14 protein-coding genes are annotated in these 14,193 nt (G+C 63.1%); 5 read left to right on the forward strand and 9 right to left on the reverse strand.

The window, feature by feature from the left end; genetic code table 11:
• The first annotated feature begins 34 nt into the window (after positions 1–34).
• Positions 35–757 (forward strand): GNAT family N-acetyltransferase, encoded by a 723-nt coding sequence (locus WIN67_RS12640; protein WP_213666130.1) that lies wholly within the window; start codon positions 35–37, stop codon positions 755–757.
• A 68-nt stretch (positions 758–825) separates the two neighbouring features.
• Entirely contained in the window at positions 826–1,608 is a 783-nt protein-coding gene (locus WIN67_RS12645; RefSeq protein ID WP_268562287.1) for a DeoR/GlpR family DNA-binding transcription regulator, read from the forward strand.
• A gap of 38 nt (positions 1,609–1,646) precedes the next feature.
• Here the strand turns inward: WIN67_RS12645 and WIN67_RS12650 are convergent, their stop codons facing one another.
• The 3 genes from WIN67_RS12650 to WIN67_RS12660 all read right to left on the reverse strand — a co-directional run bounded on the left by WIN67_RS12650 (position 1,647) and on the right by WIN67_RS12660 (position 5,147).
• Positions 1,647–2,975, reverse strand: a complete 1,329-nt coding sequence (locus WIN67_RS12650; RefSeq protein ID WP_268562288.1) for an MFS transporter — start codon at positions 2,973–2,975, stop codon at positions 1,647–1,649.
• A 155-nt stretch (positions 2,976–3,130) separates the two neighbouring features.
• Entirely contained in the window at positions 3,131–4,324 is a 1,194-nt protein-coding gene (gene lhgO / locus WIN67_RS12655) for an L-2-hydroxyglutarate oxidase (protein ID WP_339071385.1), read from the reverse strand.
• Between the two features lie 112 nt (positions 4,325–4,436).
• The gene (locus WIN67_RS12660) at positions 4,437–5,147 is read right to left on the reverse strand and encodes a FadR/GntR family transcriptional regulator (RefSeq protein WP_123393159.1); all 711 of its coding nucleotides are present in this window, start codon (positions 5,145–5,147) and stop codon (positions 4,437–4,439) included.
• A gap of 359 nt (positions 5,148–5,506) precedes the next feature.
• Here WIN67_RS12660 and WIN67_RS12665 point away from each other — a divergent pair, with 359 nt between their 5' ends.
• Positions 5,507–5,965 (forward strand): GNAT family N-acetyltransferase, encoded by a 459-nt coding sequence (locus WIN67_RS12665; protein ID WP_123393160.1) that lies wholly within the window; start codon positions 5,507–5,509, stop codon positions 5,963–5,965.
• Between the two features lie 730 nt (positions 5,966–6,695).
• On the opposite strand, the gene WIN67_RS12670 is transcribed toward WIN67_RS12665, so the two are convergent.
• The 4 genes from WIN67_RS12670 to WIN67_RS12685 form a co-directional block, all read right to left on the reverse strand.
• On the reverse strand, positions 6,696–7,874 hold the full coding sequence (locus WIN67_RS12670) for an IS481 family transposase (RefSeq protein ID WP_339069461.1): 1,179 nt from the start codon (positions 7,872–7,874) through the stop codon (positions 6,696–6,698).
• Between the two features lie 272 nt (positions 7,875–8,146).
• A complete protein-coding gene (locus tag WIN67_RS12675) occupies positions 8,147–9,088 on the reverse strand; it encodes a class I SAM-dependent methyltransferase (RefSeq protein ID WP_339071386.1) in 942 nt (313 codons plus the stop codon).
• Between the two features lie 58 nt (positions 9,089–9,146).
• Positions 9,147–9,593, reverse strand: coding sequence for a hypothetical protein (locus tag WIN67_RS12680; RefSeq protein WP_110653769.1), 447 nt, complete (start codon positions 9,591–9,593; stop codon positions 9,147–9,149).
• A 47-nt stretch (positions 9,594–9,640) separates the two neighbouring features.
• Positions 9,641–10,576 (reverse strand): ankyrin repeat domain-containing protein, encoded by a 936-nt coding sequence (locus WIN67_RS12685; protein WP_339071387.1) that lies wholly within the window; start codon positions 10,574–10,576, stop codon positions 9,641–9,643.
• A gap of 349 nt (positions 10,577–10,925) precedes the next feature.
• Between WIN67_RS12685 and WIN67_RS12690 the strand changes: the two genes are divergently transcribed.
• Positions 10,926–11,909, forward strand: coding sequence for an MDR family oxidoreductase (locus WIN67_RS12690; RefSeq protein WP_102879893.1), 984 nt, complete (start codon positions 10,926–10,928; stop codon positions 11,907–11,909).
• A gap of 135 nt (positions 11,910–12,044) precedes the next feature.
• On the forward strand, positions 12,045–13,400 hold the full coding sequence (locus tag WIN67_RS12695; RefSeq protein ID WP_110653766.1) for an MATE family efflux transporter: 1,356 nt from the start codon (positions 12,045–12,047) through the stop codon (positions 13,398–13,400).
• Between the two features lie 12 nt (positions 13,401–13,412).
• Here the strand turns inward: WIN67_RS12695 and WIN67_RS12700 are convergent, their stop codons facing one another.
• Together WIN67_RS12700 and WIN67_RS12705 are read right to left on the reverse strand one after the other, a co-directional pair.
• Positions 13,413–13,733: a DUF2834 domain-containing protein gene (locus WIN67_RS12700; protein ID WP_339071388.1), complete on the reverse strand. Its 321-nt coding sequence runs from the start codon at positions 13,731–13,733 to the stop codon at positions 13,413–13,415.
• A gap of 26 nt (positions 13,734–13,759) precedes the next feature.
• Complete coding sequence (locus WIN67_RS12705; RefSeq protein WP_339071389.1) at positions 13,760–14,149, reverse strand: DUF6713 family protein; 390 nt, start codon at positions 14,147–14,149, stop codon at positions 13,760–13,762.
• Between the last annotated feature and the right edge of the window lie 44 nt (positions 14,150–14,193).

Below are 14,193 nucleotides of genomic sequence, written 5' to 3' on the forward strand. Positions count from 1 at the left end.
CGGGCACGCCTCAACCCTCGGAGTCACTGCCTCGATGTCCAGCATCACCCTGTTCCAAGCCCCGCCGCCCGAAGCCATCCAGAGCCAGATCCAGCAAATGGTCGTGGACTACATCACCGACATCAGCGCGGTGGCCATTGCCCCGAGCAACCCGCTGTACAACCTGTACCAGTACGGCGTCGGCTACGAAGTGCACCTGTACCTGCAGGCCATGGACGGTTCCCGGGGGATCGCGGTAGAGCTGGTGGTGGCCACCGATACTCAGGACCCTGAGCAGGTGCTGGGCTTCACCCTGTACCTGCCGCTCAAGGACGATCCCCAGGCCTGTGCCGTGGCCTATATGGCGGTGCGGCAAAACCATCGGCGCCAGGGCATTGCCCGGCAGATGCTGGAGGCGCTGCGTGCTCGCTATCCCCATGCCGAGCTGGCCTGTCAGGTGGCCAAAGTGGAGTGTTTCGAGGCCCTGGGCTTTCAGCTGCTGGGCGCCCGCGGTCCGCAAGTGCTGATGAATACCCGAGACCATGGCAGCGATGGCTTGCTGGCGGTATTGGACGTGGCGCCGATCTACCAATCGGTGGAAGTGCGGCAGATTCACAGCTACCTGCTGGCCCAGCACGGGCGCAAGGCCATGCTGGAAGCGGAGAAGAAGCGCGACCGGCATCTGGACCAGATGACCCGGCAGGCCCAGGCCCTGGTGCGCGAGCGCCTGGGTGAGGCGGCGCTGTACAACGTACGGCCCCCACAATTGATCTCCTGAGCGCGGCTGCTTGTTTTCGCGAGAGGGCTTGGCTAATCTCGCGAAAACACGCAAAAACGGGCAAGAACATGCAAAACCTGCACCCGGCAGCCGAGCTGCCCTCCCTGCGTCGACAAAAGATCCTTCTGCTGCTGGAGCGCGACGGCAAGGTCATGGCCGCTGAGCTGAGCCGGCACTTCGCGGTTTCAGAAGACACCATCCGCCGCGACCTCGCCGAGCTGGATGCCAATGGCCTGGTGCAGCGGGTGCATGGCGGTGCGCTGCCGCGACCCAAGGACAGCGGCAAGGACTACTTCACTCGGGTCGGCGAAACCAACGAGGCGAAACTGCGTCTGGCGCAGTTTGCCGTGCAATGGGTGCGGGACGGCCAGACGGTGCTATTCGATTCCGGCTCCACCACCTTGCACATCGCCCAGTCCCTGCCGGCCGATATCCGCCTGACCGCAGTCACCGCTTCGCCAATGATTGCCGTGGCCCTGGCCGAATACCCTGGGGTCAAGGTGATTCTCGTGGGCGGCCAGCTCAATCCGGCAACCCTGTCCGCCAGCGGGCATGAAGCACTGCGGATGATCCAGGGGATCAAGGCCGACCTGATGTTCACCGGGGTCTGTGCGATTCACCCGGAGATCGGCATCAGCTCCCTGCATTTCGATGAAGTGCCGATCAAGCAGGCGATGTTCGACTGCGCCGCCGAAGTCATCGCCGTGACCACCGCCGACAAACTCGGCGCCATGGAGCCCTTTGTGGTGGCGCCCTGCAACCGTCTGCAGCGGCTGGTGACCGAGCAGGAAGTGCCAGAGGTGGATATCGAAGGTTATCGCCAGCTGGGGATCGAGGTGCTGCTGGCCTGAGCCGCCCCAGTGCGACCTGTGGGCGGCTCAACGGTTTTTCAGTTCTTGAACGCCGAGTGCTTGCGCCCCTGGTCGAAGAGGGCAAACACCATCACCAGCACGGCGGACACCGCGAGGATGATCACCACGCCGTCGGTGGAGTGAGTGGCCGAGGCGGTCACCAGGGATAGGGCGCCCAGTGGCGCCAGGCCGCCGGCAATGGCGGTGCCGATCTCGCGCCCGGTGCCGAAGCCCGAGGAGCGGGTTGCGGTGGGGAACTGGCGGCTGAGGAACGAACCCTGAGGCGCGAACATCATCGGTGCCAGGATGCCGGTGCCGACGCCGATGGCGATGTAGATCATCAGGCTCTCGCCGGTATTGAGCAGGGCCAGGAACGGGTAGGCGAACAGCAGCGAGAACACCCCGCCCAGAATCAGCACGGTCTTGCTGCTCCACTTGTCGCAGAGCCAGCCGAAGAAGGGCACGGCGACGATGGCGATCAGGCTGGCGATGGTCACCGACAGTGAAGTGACGTGCACATCGACATTCTTGTACTGGGTCAGGTAGGCCAGGGAAAAGGTCTTGAAGATGTAGCTCAGGGCGTTGTAGCCAATGGCGACGAAGAACACTACCGCCAGGCCCTTGAGGTCGTTCTTGAACAGTGCCTTGAGGGGCGAGGGCTTGGCCTTCTGGCTTTCCTTGCTCAGCTCCTTGAACTCCGGGGTTTCCGGAATGCTGTTGCGCACCCACAGGCCGACCGCCACCAGGACGATGCTGCACACGAAGGGAATGCGCCAGCCGCCGGCCAGCAGGAACTCGTTGCCGTTGATGGTCAACAGGTAAATGGTCAGCGACGACAGCAGCAGGCCCAGGTTCAGCCCCAGCGCCGGCCAGGCACCTTGGCTGCCGCGTTTGCCTTCGCTGGCGTGTTCATAGGAGGTGACCGCCGCGCCGGAGAGTTCGGCGCCGGCCCCCAGGCCCTGGATGATGCGGATCGCCACCAGCAGGATCGGTGCCCAGATGCCGATGGAGGCGTAGCTGGGGATCAGGCCGATCAGTGCGGTGCACACGCCCATCAGGCAGAAGGTCAGCACCAGCACCTGCTTGCGGCCGAACTTGTCCCCCAGGTAGCCGAACAGGATGCCGCCGAAGGGACGGGCGATAAAGCCGATGGCAAAGGTGGAGAAGGCCATCAGCGTGGCGCTTTTCGGGTTGCTGTTATCGAAGAAGATCTTCGAGAAGACGATGGCCGCCATGGTGGCGTAGAGGTAGAAGTCGTACCACTCCAGCATCGAGCCGAAGATGGTGGCCGCCGCGACCTTGCGCAGGCGTTTCTGGGTTTGTTGTGGGGTTTCCGCTGCAGTAATGCCGGTTTCAACTGCGCTCATTTCCGTACTTCCTCATGAATCATTGTATTTATTGTCGAGTTGACGCGGGTCTTGCTCGGTGTGCCCCAAAGGGACTGCCGAGGGGTATTTCGGCGGCACGGGGCCCCGCAGACAGCGCTGCGGCGCTGTGCAACAAGGCGTGCCACGTCTGTGTTTCAGTCGGTCTGGAAAATCTTGTCGGCAATCATCGAACCAATGGGAATCGCCGAAGTGGCGGCGGGCGAGGGCGCGTTGCATACGTGCAACATGCGTGGGGTCTGGGCGAACAGGAAGTCGTGCACCAGGCTGCCGTCACGCATCACCGCCTGGGCACGAATCCCCGCCTCGTAGGGCAGCAGGTCGGAGACTTCCAGGGACGGGCAGTACTTGCGGCACTGCTCCAGGTAGCCGGACTTGAACAGCGAGTTCTTCATCTCCGTGGTGCCGGAACCGAGGTTCTGCCAGATGGTTTTCCAGAACCCGGGGAAGCTGGCGTACTGCGCCACGTCACGCCAGTTGATGGAGAACTTCTTGTAGTTCTCCCGGCCCAGGCCCAGCACCGCATTGGGGCCGACGGTGACACTGCCGTCGATCATGCGGGTCAGGTGCACGCCGAGGAATGGCAGCTCCGGATCGGGGATCGGGTAGATCAGGTGATTGACGATGTTGTTCTTCGAGGCCGGCAGGCGGAAGTACTCGCCGCGGAAGGGGATGATCTGGTGGTCGATCTTCACCCCGGCCAGGGTCGCCAGGCGATCCGATTGCAGGCCGGCACAGACCACCAGTTTCTTCGCCTGCCAGCTGCCGCCATGGCTGTTGACCGTGACGTTGTCGGCGTTTTCCTGGATCGCGGTCACGGTCTGGCTGAGGCAGATTTCTCCGCCGTCGCGGCGGATCACCCGGGCCATGGTTTCGCAGACTTCGCGGTAGTCGACGATGCCGGTGGCGTCGAGGAACAGCCCGCCGAGGCCGATGATGTTCGGCTCACGCTCACGCAGTTGCTCGGCGTCCAGGCGCTCCACCTTCAGGCCGTTCTGTTGTGAGCGCTGGTACAGGGCTTCCATGCGTTGTACTTCCAGGGCGTTGGATGCCACCAGCACCTTGCCGCAGACCTCGAACTTGATTCCGTGCTCGCTGCAGAACTGCTTGGTGGCCTCGGCGCCGCGTTTGCACAGGTCGGCCTTGAGGCTGCCCGGCGCATAGTAGATACCGGCGTGGATCACCCCGCTGTTATGGCCGGTCTGGTGCCGGGCCAGGACATTTTCCTTTTCCAGGATCACCAGCGAGGCGCCCGGCTGGCGCTTGAGGATCTCCATGGCCGTGGCCAGTCCGACGATGCCGCCGCCGATGATGCAAAAGTCATAAATCATGGTTCTGGGTACCTTGGATCAAACGGTTTCAAGTCTGGTTATCAGGTTGTCAGACTTAGTATTCCGATAAAAAGCCGCAGGCTAGCGCTTGCGGCTTGAAGCGTATTGCGTGTTAGTCGAGGGTTGGCAGCTCCAGGCCCAGGCGCTTGGCCGCGGCACGCAAGTGAGCATCGGCACAAGCGGCGGCGGCCTGGCGATCACCGGCGGCAATGGCCTGGTACAGCGCCTGGTGTTCCTGGGTGGCATCGGCGGAGCCGCCGACCATGCGCCGCGCCGAGTTTTCCCAGGCGGCCTTGCGGGCGCTGGTTAGCTGGCTGCGCAGAAAATCATGGAAGGCCACGAAGTAGTCGTTCTTGCTGGCCTCGGCGATGGCCCGGTGAAACTCCACGTCAGCCAACCCCGCGGCTTCGAAATCGCTGCGCTTGTCGTGCATTTCCTGCAGGGCTTGCTGCATGCGCTGCAGATCGGCGGCATCGCGGCGCTGGGCGGCAATCGACGCAGCCTGGGTTTCGATCCAAAGGCGCATCTCGAACATCTGCGCCAGATCCGGCAGGCGTCCATCGGCCTGGGGGAAGCGGAACACCGTGCCGGCAGGGGTCTTGGAAATGTACGACCCCAGGCCGCGCCGGGCGATCAGCACGCCATCGGCCTTGAGCTGGGCAATGGCTTCGCGCACCACCGAGCGGCTGACATTCAGTTGCTCGGCCAGTTGCTGCTCAGTGGGCAGGCGCGACTCGGGAGCCAGGCGGCCGGAGTCGATCTCGGTACGGATCGCATTGACCACACGCACAACGAGAGAGTCGGGACGCTGGAGTTCAAGCATGGAGAAACCTTGGTAGTCAGGTTGTCAGACAATAGCCGCTGGGAATTTTTGCTGTCAAGAAAAACCCATAGCTCAGCGCCATCGCCGGCAGTTGGGACTAAGGCTCCGAGTCCTCAGGCACTCCTTGCAATCGCTCACAGAAGCTTCGGGTCGTCCACGTTCTGTTCGCGTAGAAAGCGGGTGGGATTCACTGTGGGGCCCATTAGCAGTCCGAGGTGCGAGGTTCGCGAGCGGTGGCAAAAGTGGTCTGCTCTTTGCGATTGAAATGGACTGATAAAACCCTCCATTCAAACCATAAGCTGGCGCTCCTCACCATCCAGGGGTTGACGTCTGGAGTGGGTTTTCAACAGGAGAGTGCAATGAGTGATCAACAACACGCAGTGACGATACGGCCGATTCAGCCTGGCGATTATCAGCAGTGGTTGCAGCTGTGGCTGGCGTATCAGGACTTCTATCAGGTGACGCTGGATGAGCAGGTCAGTGTGGTTGCCTTCGAGCGTTTCTGCGATCCGCAAGAGCCGGTGTTTTCCGCGGTGGCGGTGCAGGGTGAGGAGCTGATCGGTTTCGTCAACTCGGTGTTGCACCGTTCGACCTGGGCGGTAACCGACTTCTGTTATCTGGAGGATCTGTATGTCGCTCCGGCAGTGCGGGGCAGTGGTGCGGGGAAACTGTTGATCGAGTGGGTGCAGGCCTTTGCCCGGGAACAGCGGTGTGGGCGGTTGTATTGGCATACGCAGGAGAGCAACAAGCGCGCGCAGAGGTTGTATGACTGGGTGGCGCAGAAGCCTGGGGTTATTGAGTATCGGATGGGGTTGTGAGGCGGAGGGGGGGCTTTGGGGGTTTTTTTGGGGGCATATCCGTTGCTGCGGTCACGGCCACTTATGGTTTCGCTCTTACAGCGACTCACTTTTGAAGAGCGCAAAAGTAAGCAAAACGCTCTGCCCCTCCACTCGGTGCCTCGCCTAGGCTCGGCATGCCCTCACTCCGGCATTGATCCGTGGGCCGCCGCCACAGGCCATCCATGGCCTGGGGCGGCTAACCCGGCATCCCTGCCGGGTTACCCACGGCTCAATGCCTGCGTTCGGCCATCGTGGTTAACGGGGCGTTCAGATCAAGATCAAGATCAAGAGCGCGACGGCGGCCTTGCGGCCGGCCTGAAGATGGAGTGGGGCGTCCCTTCCACCACCTCCCGTAGGAGCTGGCTTGCCAGCGAAGGCGTCCGCCCTGACGCTGCATGACTCACGGGCCTCTTCGCCGGCAAGCCGGCTCCTACGGACAGCGCGTAACACGCGCTTTGCTCTGGCTCTGGCTTTTGATCTTGATCTTCAGGCCCCTTCCCAGCCGGCCGAGCGTAGGCGTTGCGTAGGGGGCAGCTCGGCAGGGATGCCGAGCTAGCCGCCACCCGGCCATGGATGGCCGGTTGGCGGCGGCCCCCGGAGCAATGCCGGAGAGAGGGAACCCCGAGCCCCAGCGAGGGGCCCATGGAGGGGCATGAACGGGACAACCACATAGGTAACAGAAAAGTTCAGGCACATCGGTAACACCCAATCAGGCCTGCACTGCCGTATTGAGCCTGATGTAACCATCCTTGGCGTCTTTCAGATCAAAGCGGCCCAGCTTGATTGGACCAAATATGACCTCCCAAACTCCCTCGCTAATGCGTTCCAAGCCAACAGTTTCGCGCTTGAGAACATTGCCGACATAGATCCTGAGACGACCTCTGTTGACCACACCACAAGAGTCAACAACATAGGCTTCTATATGACTCGGGTATCTCATTACGGGTAACCGAGCCGGATAAGTACGCTGCGAACTGCAATAACAAGAAGCCGGTGTTTTCTGTCCAAGTGCTTCATGCAGCCGTTCATGATTGTAGTGCTGCATGAACAGATCAAAGTGTTTTTGCTGAGCGCCCCATTCGATTTCCGGAGGGCTGGCCAGAGTACTTTTCAGTGTGCGATGCATCCGTTCATGGCGACCATTTTGCTCGGGACGACCCGGCTGGATTCGTTCGGGAATAATGCCCAAACGTAGCCACCAGATAGACAACAACGACAACCCAGCACGCCCTGCACTGGCAAAAGGAACTCCATTGTCAGTACGTATCCGCTCAGGCATCCCATAGGTTCTAAACAATCGCTCAAAGGCAGTCTTGGCGTCTTTGAAGTTGGTGCTGGGCATGCTCTCGCAGGCCAATAAGAAACGGCTCGCATGGTCCATAACCGTCAACGGGTAACACCAAACACCTCCTCCCGTCAGGTACTGCCCCTTGTAGTCAGCACTCCATAACTGATTGGGAACATCTGCTTTTTTCAAAGGACTTGGATAAATCGCAACACGCTGACGCAGCCGCCTAGGCGTCACCAGGCCTGCTTGTTTGAGGATGTTGTAGATACTGGTTTTAGAGGGCGGTTCCTGTCCTGGAAAACGTTCGGCCAAAGAAGCCTGGATCTTCTTGGGCCCCGGCGTTGTAGGACCTTTTGAGCGCAACTCGATAATCGCGGCCTTGATTTCAAAGGGAATGAGATGCGCCTGACAATGTCGACTTCGACTCTTCTCATCCAGGCCACGCACACCGTCTGCGTTGTAACGGGCTACCCATTTGTAACCCGTTTTTCGGCTGATGCTGTGTGCCGCACACAGCTCGCTGAAGTTAAAGCGTCCCAATAAATAGTCCGCAATGAACATCACTTTAAGGTCCATAGGGTTCAGCTCTCGCCACGGCATGGTCAGATCCTCGGAATCGACCCTGCCAGTTAAAAACTGTTACCTATGTGCTTGAACTGGTTTGTTACCTATGTGGGTGAGTCATACCGGCAAGCGTTTTTGGTTCCTTTTTAGGCGTTTGTAAAAAGGGACTCGCCGTAAGGGCGAAACCCTAAGTGGCCGTGACCGCAGCAACGGATATGTACCCCGTCCCCCTCGCCGTAAGGGCGAAACCATAGGTAGCCGCACCCGCAGCCACGGATACATCACCCTTCCCAGCAGCGATGGCCCCTCTATTCCCCCTGACGAAACACCAGCGCCTTGAGCCCACACTGCGGATCGGCATCGGGAAACTCCGGCGGGTTCTCCAGCCGCTGTTCAAAACGCAACCCCGGCGCTGCCTCGGCCATGCCCTCCAGCAGAAACTCCACGGTAAATGCCGGGTCGTTCATGCAGGCCAGCACGCAGCCGTTGGCTGTCAGCAACTCCGGCAAGCGCCGCAGGACCCGGGCATAGTCCTTGCCCAGGACAAAGCTGCCCTTCTGGAACGATGGCGGATCAATGATCACCAGGTCGTAAGGGCCGCCTTGCTTGACCTTGCTCCAGGACTTGAACAGGTCATGGCCGAGAAAGCTCACCCGGCTGGTGTCGTGGCCATTGAGCCGGTGGTTGTCGCGGCCACGGCTCAGGGCCGCTCGGGACATGTCGAGGTTGACCACTCGCTCGGCACCGCCAGCGATCGCTGCTACCGAGAAGCCGCAGGTGTAGGCGAACAGGTTGAGCACGTTCTGGCCCCGGGCATGGGCCCGCACCCAGTTGCGCCCGTAGCGCATGTCGAGGAACAGCCCGTTGTTTTGCTTGCTGCCCAGGTCCACTTGGTAGCGCAGGCCTTCCTCGGTGATGGTGCAGGAATCCACCGGCTGGCCCAGCAGCCATTCGCCATGGCTGTCGGGCAGGTAGCGGTGTTGCAGCATCAGGCTGCGGGCGCCGCTGGCGGCCCATTGCGCGGAGTTGCCCAGCTCCACCAGCAGCAGCTTTAGGGCTGCGAGTTGTTCAGGCTCCGGCGCCTTGAACAGGGACACCAGCAATACCCCTTGCAGCCAGTCCACGGTCAGTTGCTCCAGCCCCGGCCAGCAGCGGCCGCGGCCATGGAACAGGCGCCGGGTTTCGGTGGGCGCGGTGGCCAGGGCGGTTAGCAAGTGCTGGTTGAGGGTGGCGAGGGATTGAGGGGTCATCACGGTAACCGGCGATTTTCGGGGGCGGCATTTAACCACAATTGCCGGCGTCCGGCGCTCAGTCGATGTACTGCGCTCGCCCCGTGGCGCGCCAGTGTGCAAGTCGCTCGTCCATCACCGATGCCAGCCGGTCGTAGTTGCTCCAGCTGTTTTCCACCCGGTAGATGGTGCCCGGCTCGGGGGCCAGGATCTGTTCGTAGTCGCTGGAAAACCGCCCGCTGTCCCGCCCCTTGTAGTAGGCCAGGGCAAAGGCATTGCCTTCGTCGTTGAAATCGCCGTCGCTGAGCTTTTCATCCAGTATCCGCAACAGGAACTCGCGGCCATCGAGGGTGCGGGCCTGGACTTGGCCGATCTCCTCTTCGACATCGTCCAGCAGCTCCTCGCTGGCAAAGTCGTTGATCAGCATCCAGGCCAGGAACAGGCCGATGTGGGTGGCTCCGGCCGTGGTGGGCAGGTCGCCGGGAAAGTCGCCGCCGTAGTGCCAGGAGGCGTCGTCGTATTTCATGGGTGCAGGTCCTGAAGGGTGAGAGGGGCGTGCAAGTTGCAGGGGCGTCACAGAATCGCGTTGGTCCATTTCGGGGTGCCGGCCAGGCGTCGCTTGACGCTGTCGATGCGCCATTGCCCCGCGCCCCGTTTGACCAGGAAGCGATGCTCGTAGCACAGCGCCCTGGAGGCTGGATCACGCATCAGCACTTCGGCCTGGGCGGGCTTGAGCAACTGGCAGCCCAGTAGTTGGTCGGCCTCGGAGTAGGTTGTGGGGTAACCGTAGGAGGCTCGGGGATAGGCTCGCGGCCGCAGGGTGCAGAAACGTTCGAGGAGCTGTTGCGGTTCGGCCCAGAAGGCCGCGTCGACAGCCTCGTGGCCCAGGGCATTGCCCCGTTGTTCCCAGGCCTCCAGCGCCAGGGTATAGGCCCGCACCTGGGTGACCGGATCGCCACTGTTGTCATCGCCTGCTGCCAGTGGCGGCCAGGGCAGGGAAGGGGCCGCTGCGGACGCTGGCGGTGCTCCGGCACCGGCCTGCGCCAGCTGTTGCATGATCTGGGTATGGCCCTTCTCTTCGGCCAGGGACCAGGCATTGCGCTGCTGGAAGTCCAGGCGCAGGGGATCGGCGCCGGCTTTGAGCAGCAAGCTCAGCATTGCCTCGTGCCCGGCCTGGGCGGCGTTCATCAGGGCAGTGCGTTGCGGTTCGGGGCTGGCGTGTTCGAGCGCTGCGCCATGGGCGATCAGCAACTCGGCCATGGCGGTATCACCTTGGCTGGCGGCCCAGGCCAGGGGGCTGTAGCCCAGGGCCTTGCACGGTTGCTGGACATTCGCGCCGCGTGCCAGCAGCAGCGCCACGGCCGGCCGGTGCCCGGCGATAGTGGCGGCCAGCAGGGCCGTGCGGCCGGTGCCCTTGTGCTGCCATTCAAGGTCCGCGCCAGCATCAAGGAGGCGCTCGATGGCCGCGAGATCGCCGCGTGCGGCGGCTTTTTCCAGTAGGTGAGACAAGGTCGAGAATCCGTTCGGTCAGGGTAGAAACGCCGCGGCATGGTAACGCTCCATGCTGCGTTTTTGCCACGCCCGATACGCCCCTCATCGCCGTTCTGGCAGGCCAGTTGCGCTGGGCTACGTTGCGATACGGGACGCTGGGTGCGGCCCGGGCCATTGCGAGCGTCGCTGGCGGGGACTGGGGTGAGGGGCGATCAATGACCTTTAGCGCCGGCCCGGCCACCGGAGCAATCCTGTGGCGGGCAGGGGTGTTCATGGACGCCTTCCGAAGGCTTGCGTAGGATGGCGCGTTCGCGTTCTACGCCGTTGCAGCCAGCGCTGCAGCCTCCCTTGCCAACAGGAGCCCGTGATGTTCAAGGCCATTGTGATCGACAAAGACACTGCAGGTTATCGCGCCCATCTGAGCCAACTGGAGGAGGTGCAACTGCCTGCAGGCGATGTCACGGTGCGGGTGGCCTACAGCACCCTGAACTACAAGGACGGCCTGGCGATCACTGGCAAAAGCCCGGTGGTGCGGCAGTTTCCCATGGTCCCCGGAATCGACCTGGCAGGCACCGTCGAAGCCAGCAGCCATCCGCGCTTTCGCCCGGGGGAGCAGGTGCTGCTCAATGGCTGGGGCGTGGGCGAGAGCCATTGGGGCGGGCTGGCGCAGAAGGCCCGGTTGCAGGGGGACTGGCTGATCCACCTACCAGAAGCCTTCAGCGCGCGCCAGGCCATGGCCATCGGCACTGCCGGCTACACCGCCATGCTGTGCCTGATCGCCCTGGAACGCAGCGGCCTGACCCCCGAGCACGGCGAAGTGCTGGTCACCGGTGCCAGCGGCGGTGTCGGCAGCTTTGCCATCAGCCTGCTGTCGCGCCTGGGCTACTCGGTGATCGCCGCCACCGGGCGGCCGGAAGAGGCCGACTACCTCAAGGCGCTGGGGGCCAGCCGTATCATCGAGCGCGCCGAACTGTCCGAGCCGGGACGCCCGCTGGCCAAGGAGCGCTGGGCGGCGGCCATCGATTCGGTGGGCAGTCACACCCTGGCCAACGTCTGTGCCGGCACCGCCGCCGATGGTCTGGTGGCTGCCTGCGGGTTGGCCCAGGGCATGGATTTCCCGGCTTCGGTGGCGCCCTTCATTCTGCGGGGAGTGAGCTTGCTGGGGATCAACAGCGTGACCCGTCCCTACCACGAACGGGTGCATGCCTGGGAGCGCCTGGCTGCCGAGGTGGACCAGCAGCACCTGCAGCGGATCACCCGCGAAGTGGGCCTGGAAGAGGCGTTGACCGTCGCCCGTGAACTGCTCGAAGGCAAGGTCCGCGGGCGGGTGGTGGTGGACGTCAACCGCTGATATAAACCTCGGGCCGCTGCGCTGCCGGAACGTCGCGTGCGGCCTTCATTGCTGCACCTTCCAGGACCGACGCGAGCCCCGTGCCACGGACTGCTTCGCGGCCCTTCGTCCTCTTGATCCGAGGTTGCCTGCCCCATGTCGATTCCCGCCCAGCGCCCGCTTTGGCAGGTGTACCTGATCTTCCTCATGCCCATGGTGCTGTCGAACTTCCTGCAGTCGTTCTCCGGCACGCTCAACGGCATCTACATCGGGCAGATGCTGGGGACCCAGGCGTTGGCCGCGGTGTCGGGGATGTTCCCCATCGTGTTCTTCTTCATTGCCCTGGTGATCGGCCTGGGCGCGGGGGCGTCGGTGCTGATCGGCCAGGCCTGGGGCGCCCGGGAGTTGGGTACGGTCAAGGCGGTGGCCGGCAGCACCCTGTTGCTCGGCGCATTGATCGGCCTGCTGGGGGCGGTGCTGGGCATGCTGTTTGCGCGGCCGGCCTTGCAGGGCCTGGGCACGCCCCTGGATGTGCTGGACGAGGCGGTGGGCTATGCCCGGGTGATGATGCTGATCATGCCGCTGCTGCTGGTGTTCGTGCTCTTTACCCAGTTGCTGCGCGGTGTCAGCGATACCCTGTCGCCGCTGCTGGCGCTGATCGTGTCGACCCTGGTGGGCCTGCTCCTGACCCCGGCGCTGATTCGCGGCTGGCTGGGCCTGCCGCCGATGGGCATCCAGAGCGCGGCGTTCGCCGGGCTGGTGGGCAATATCCTGGCCATGGGCTTTCTGGTCTGGCGCCTGAGCGGTCGGGCGCACCCGCTGGCGCCGGATCGGGCGCTGTTCGCGGCGATGAAGCTGGACCGGGCGATCCTCGGCAAAGTGCTGCGCATCGGCCTGCCGACCGGGGTGCAGATGGTGGTGATCTCGCTCTCCGAACTGGTGATCCTGGCCCTGGTCAACCGCCACGGGTCCCAGGCCACGGCGGCCTATGGCGCAGTGACCCAGATCGTCAACTATGTGCAGTTCCCGGCACTGTCGATCGCCATCACCGCGTCGATCCTCGGGGCTCAGGCCATCGGCGCCGGGCGCCTGGAGCGCATCACCCCGATCCTGCGCACGGGCCTGGCGATCAACCTGTGCCTGACCGGTGCCCTGGTGCTGCTGGGCTACCTGATTTCCCACTGGCTGCTGGGGCTGTTCATCATCGACCCCACAGCCCTGGTGCAGGCCGAACACCTGCTGCACATCATGCTCTGGAGCATCCTGGTGTTCGGCTTCCAGGCGGTGGTGGGCGGCATCATGCGCGCCAGCGGCACGGTGCTGATGCCGGTGGCGATCTCGATTTTCTGCATCCTTGGGGTGCAGCTGCCGATGGCCTATCTGTTGGACGCGCACTTCGGCCTGCAGGGAGTATGGATGGCGTTCCCGGTGGCCTACCTGAGCATGCTGGTGCTGCAGACTGGCTACTTCAAGCTGGTCTGGCGGCACAAGCAGATCCAGCGGCTGATCTGAGGCCGTTGCCGCTCAGGCGCTGCGGGGCGAGCCTCGGCCAAAGCCGTTGACCACGATGTACAGCAGCGGGCCGATGGAGACCAAGACCGCCGTCAGCAGCAGGTAGGGCAGCACCGACAGCGCCGAGCGTCCGCGGGCCCGGGCGTCTCGCAGCATCCACAATCCAGCCAGCAGCGCCATCAAGTACAGGTCGATGACCACCTGTGCGGTGTCGGGTTGCGACAGCAGTTGCACGCCGAATTGCAGCAGCGACTGCTGTGCCTGGAGCAGGGTGAACAAGGTGTAGGCACTGAAGGCCAGCAGGGTCAGCAGCGCGAGGTAGGGACGGGGCATGGTGGGTTCCTTGAGCCGGGAGGTGATCAGTCGTTGCACGGGGAGCGTTGCCGGCCCAGGTCCAGCATCAGGTAGAGCAGGCCGGTGGCACCGCAGGCGACGATCAGCGTTTGCGACAGCAGCGAGTCGAAGAGGTACAGCGGGTGCTGCTGAAGGTTGTAGTGCAGCCCGGCGTGAACCACGGCAAAGGCGGCCAGCAGTTGCCGGCTGGTCCGGCGCATGGCCTGGCGCGGGTGCCCGATCAGCCACATCAGTGCGACGCACAGCGGTACATGCAGCGCAATGAACCACTGCTGGCCCAGCGTCGGATCGAGGTCGCGCAAGCCATACAGCAGGCGCCACTCGGCTTGGGCCACGGCGTCCAGTTCATGGCCGGCGAACAAGGCCAGGCATAGGCGCCAGAGTGTTTTTCTCACCATTAAACTCCTTGAACTACGGGGAGCGAACAGGCTAAGTGGCA

It is taken from the genome of Pseudomonas idahonensis, assembly GCF_037903935.1.
Classification (GTDB): Bacteria; Pseudomonadota; Gammaproteobacteria; order Pseudomonadales; family Pseudomonadaceae; genus Aquipseudomonas; species Aquipseudomonas danubii.

What these genes read in the sequence shown, in the direction of transcription:
- WIN67_RS12680 (WP_110653769.1), bottom strand. Translation starts at nt 9,593, where the DNA reads ATGAAATACGACGACGCCTCCTGGCACTACGGCGGCGACTTTCCCGGC.
- WIN67_RS12675 (WP_339071386.1), bottom strand. Translation starts at nt 9,088, where the DNA reads ATGACCCCTCAATCCCTCGCCACCCTCAACCAGCACTTGCTAACCGCC.
- WIN67_RS12660 (WP_123393159.1), bottom strand. Translation starts at nt 5,147, where the DNA reads ATGCTTGAACTCCAGCGTCCCGACTCTCTCGTTGTGCGTGTGGTCAAT.
- WIN67_RS12670 (WP_339069461.1), bottom strand. Translation starts at nt 7,874, where the DNA reads ATGCCGTGGCGAGAGCTGAACCCTATGGACCTTAAAGTGATGTTCATT.
- WIN67_RS12650 (WP_268562288.1), bottom strand. Translation starts at nt 2,975, where the DNA reads ATGAGCGCAGTTGAAACCGGCATTACTGCAGCGGAAACCCCACAACAA.
- WIN67_RS12645 (WP_268562287.1), top strand. Translation starts at nt 826, where the DNA reads ATGCAAAACCTGCACCCGGCAGCCGAGCTGCCCTCCCTGCGTCGACAA.
- WIN67_RS12700 (WP_339071388.1), bottom strand. Translation starts at nt 13,733, where the DNA reads ATGCCCCGTCCCTACCTCGCGCTGCTGACCCTGCTGGCCTTCAGTGCC.
- WIN67_RS12690 (WP_102879893.1), top strand. Translation starts at nt 10,926, where the DNA reads ATGTTCAAGGCCATTGTGATCGACAAAGACACTGCAGGTTATCGCGCC.
- lhgO (WP_339071385.1), bottom strand. Translation starts at nt 4,324, where the DNA reads ATGATTTATGACTTTTGCATCATCGGCGGCGGCATCGTCGGACTGGCC.
- WIN67_RS12640 (WP_213666130.1), top strand. Translation starts at nt 35, where the DNA reads ATGTCCAGCATCACCCTGTTCCAAGCCCCGCCGCCCGAAGCCATCCAG.
- WIN67_RS12695 (WP_110653766.1), top strand. Translation starts at nt 12,045, where the DNA reads ATGTCGATTCCCGCCCAGCGCCCGCTTTGGCAGGTGTACCTGATCTTC.
- WIN67_RS12665 (WP_123393160.1), top strand. Translation starts at nt 5,507, where the DNA reads ATGAGTGATCAACAACACGCAGTGACGATACGGCCGATTCAGCCTGGC.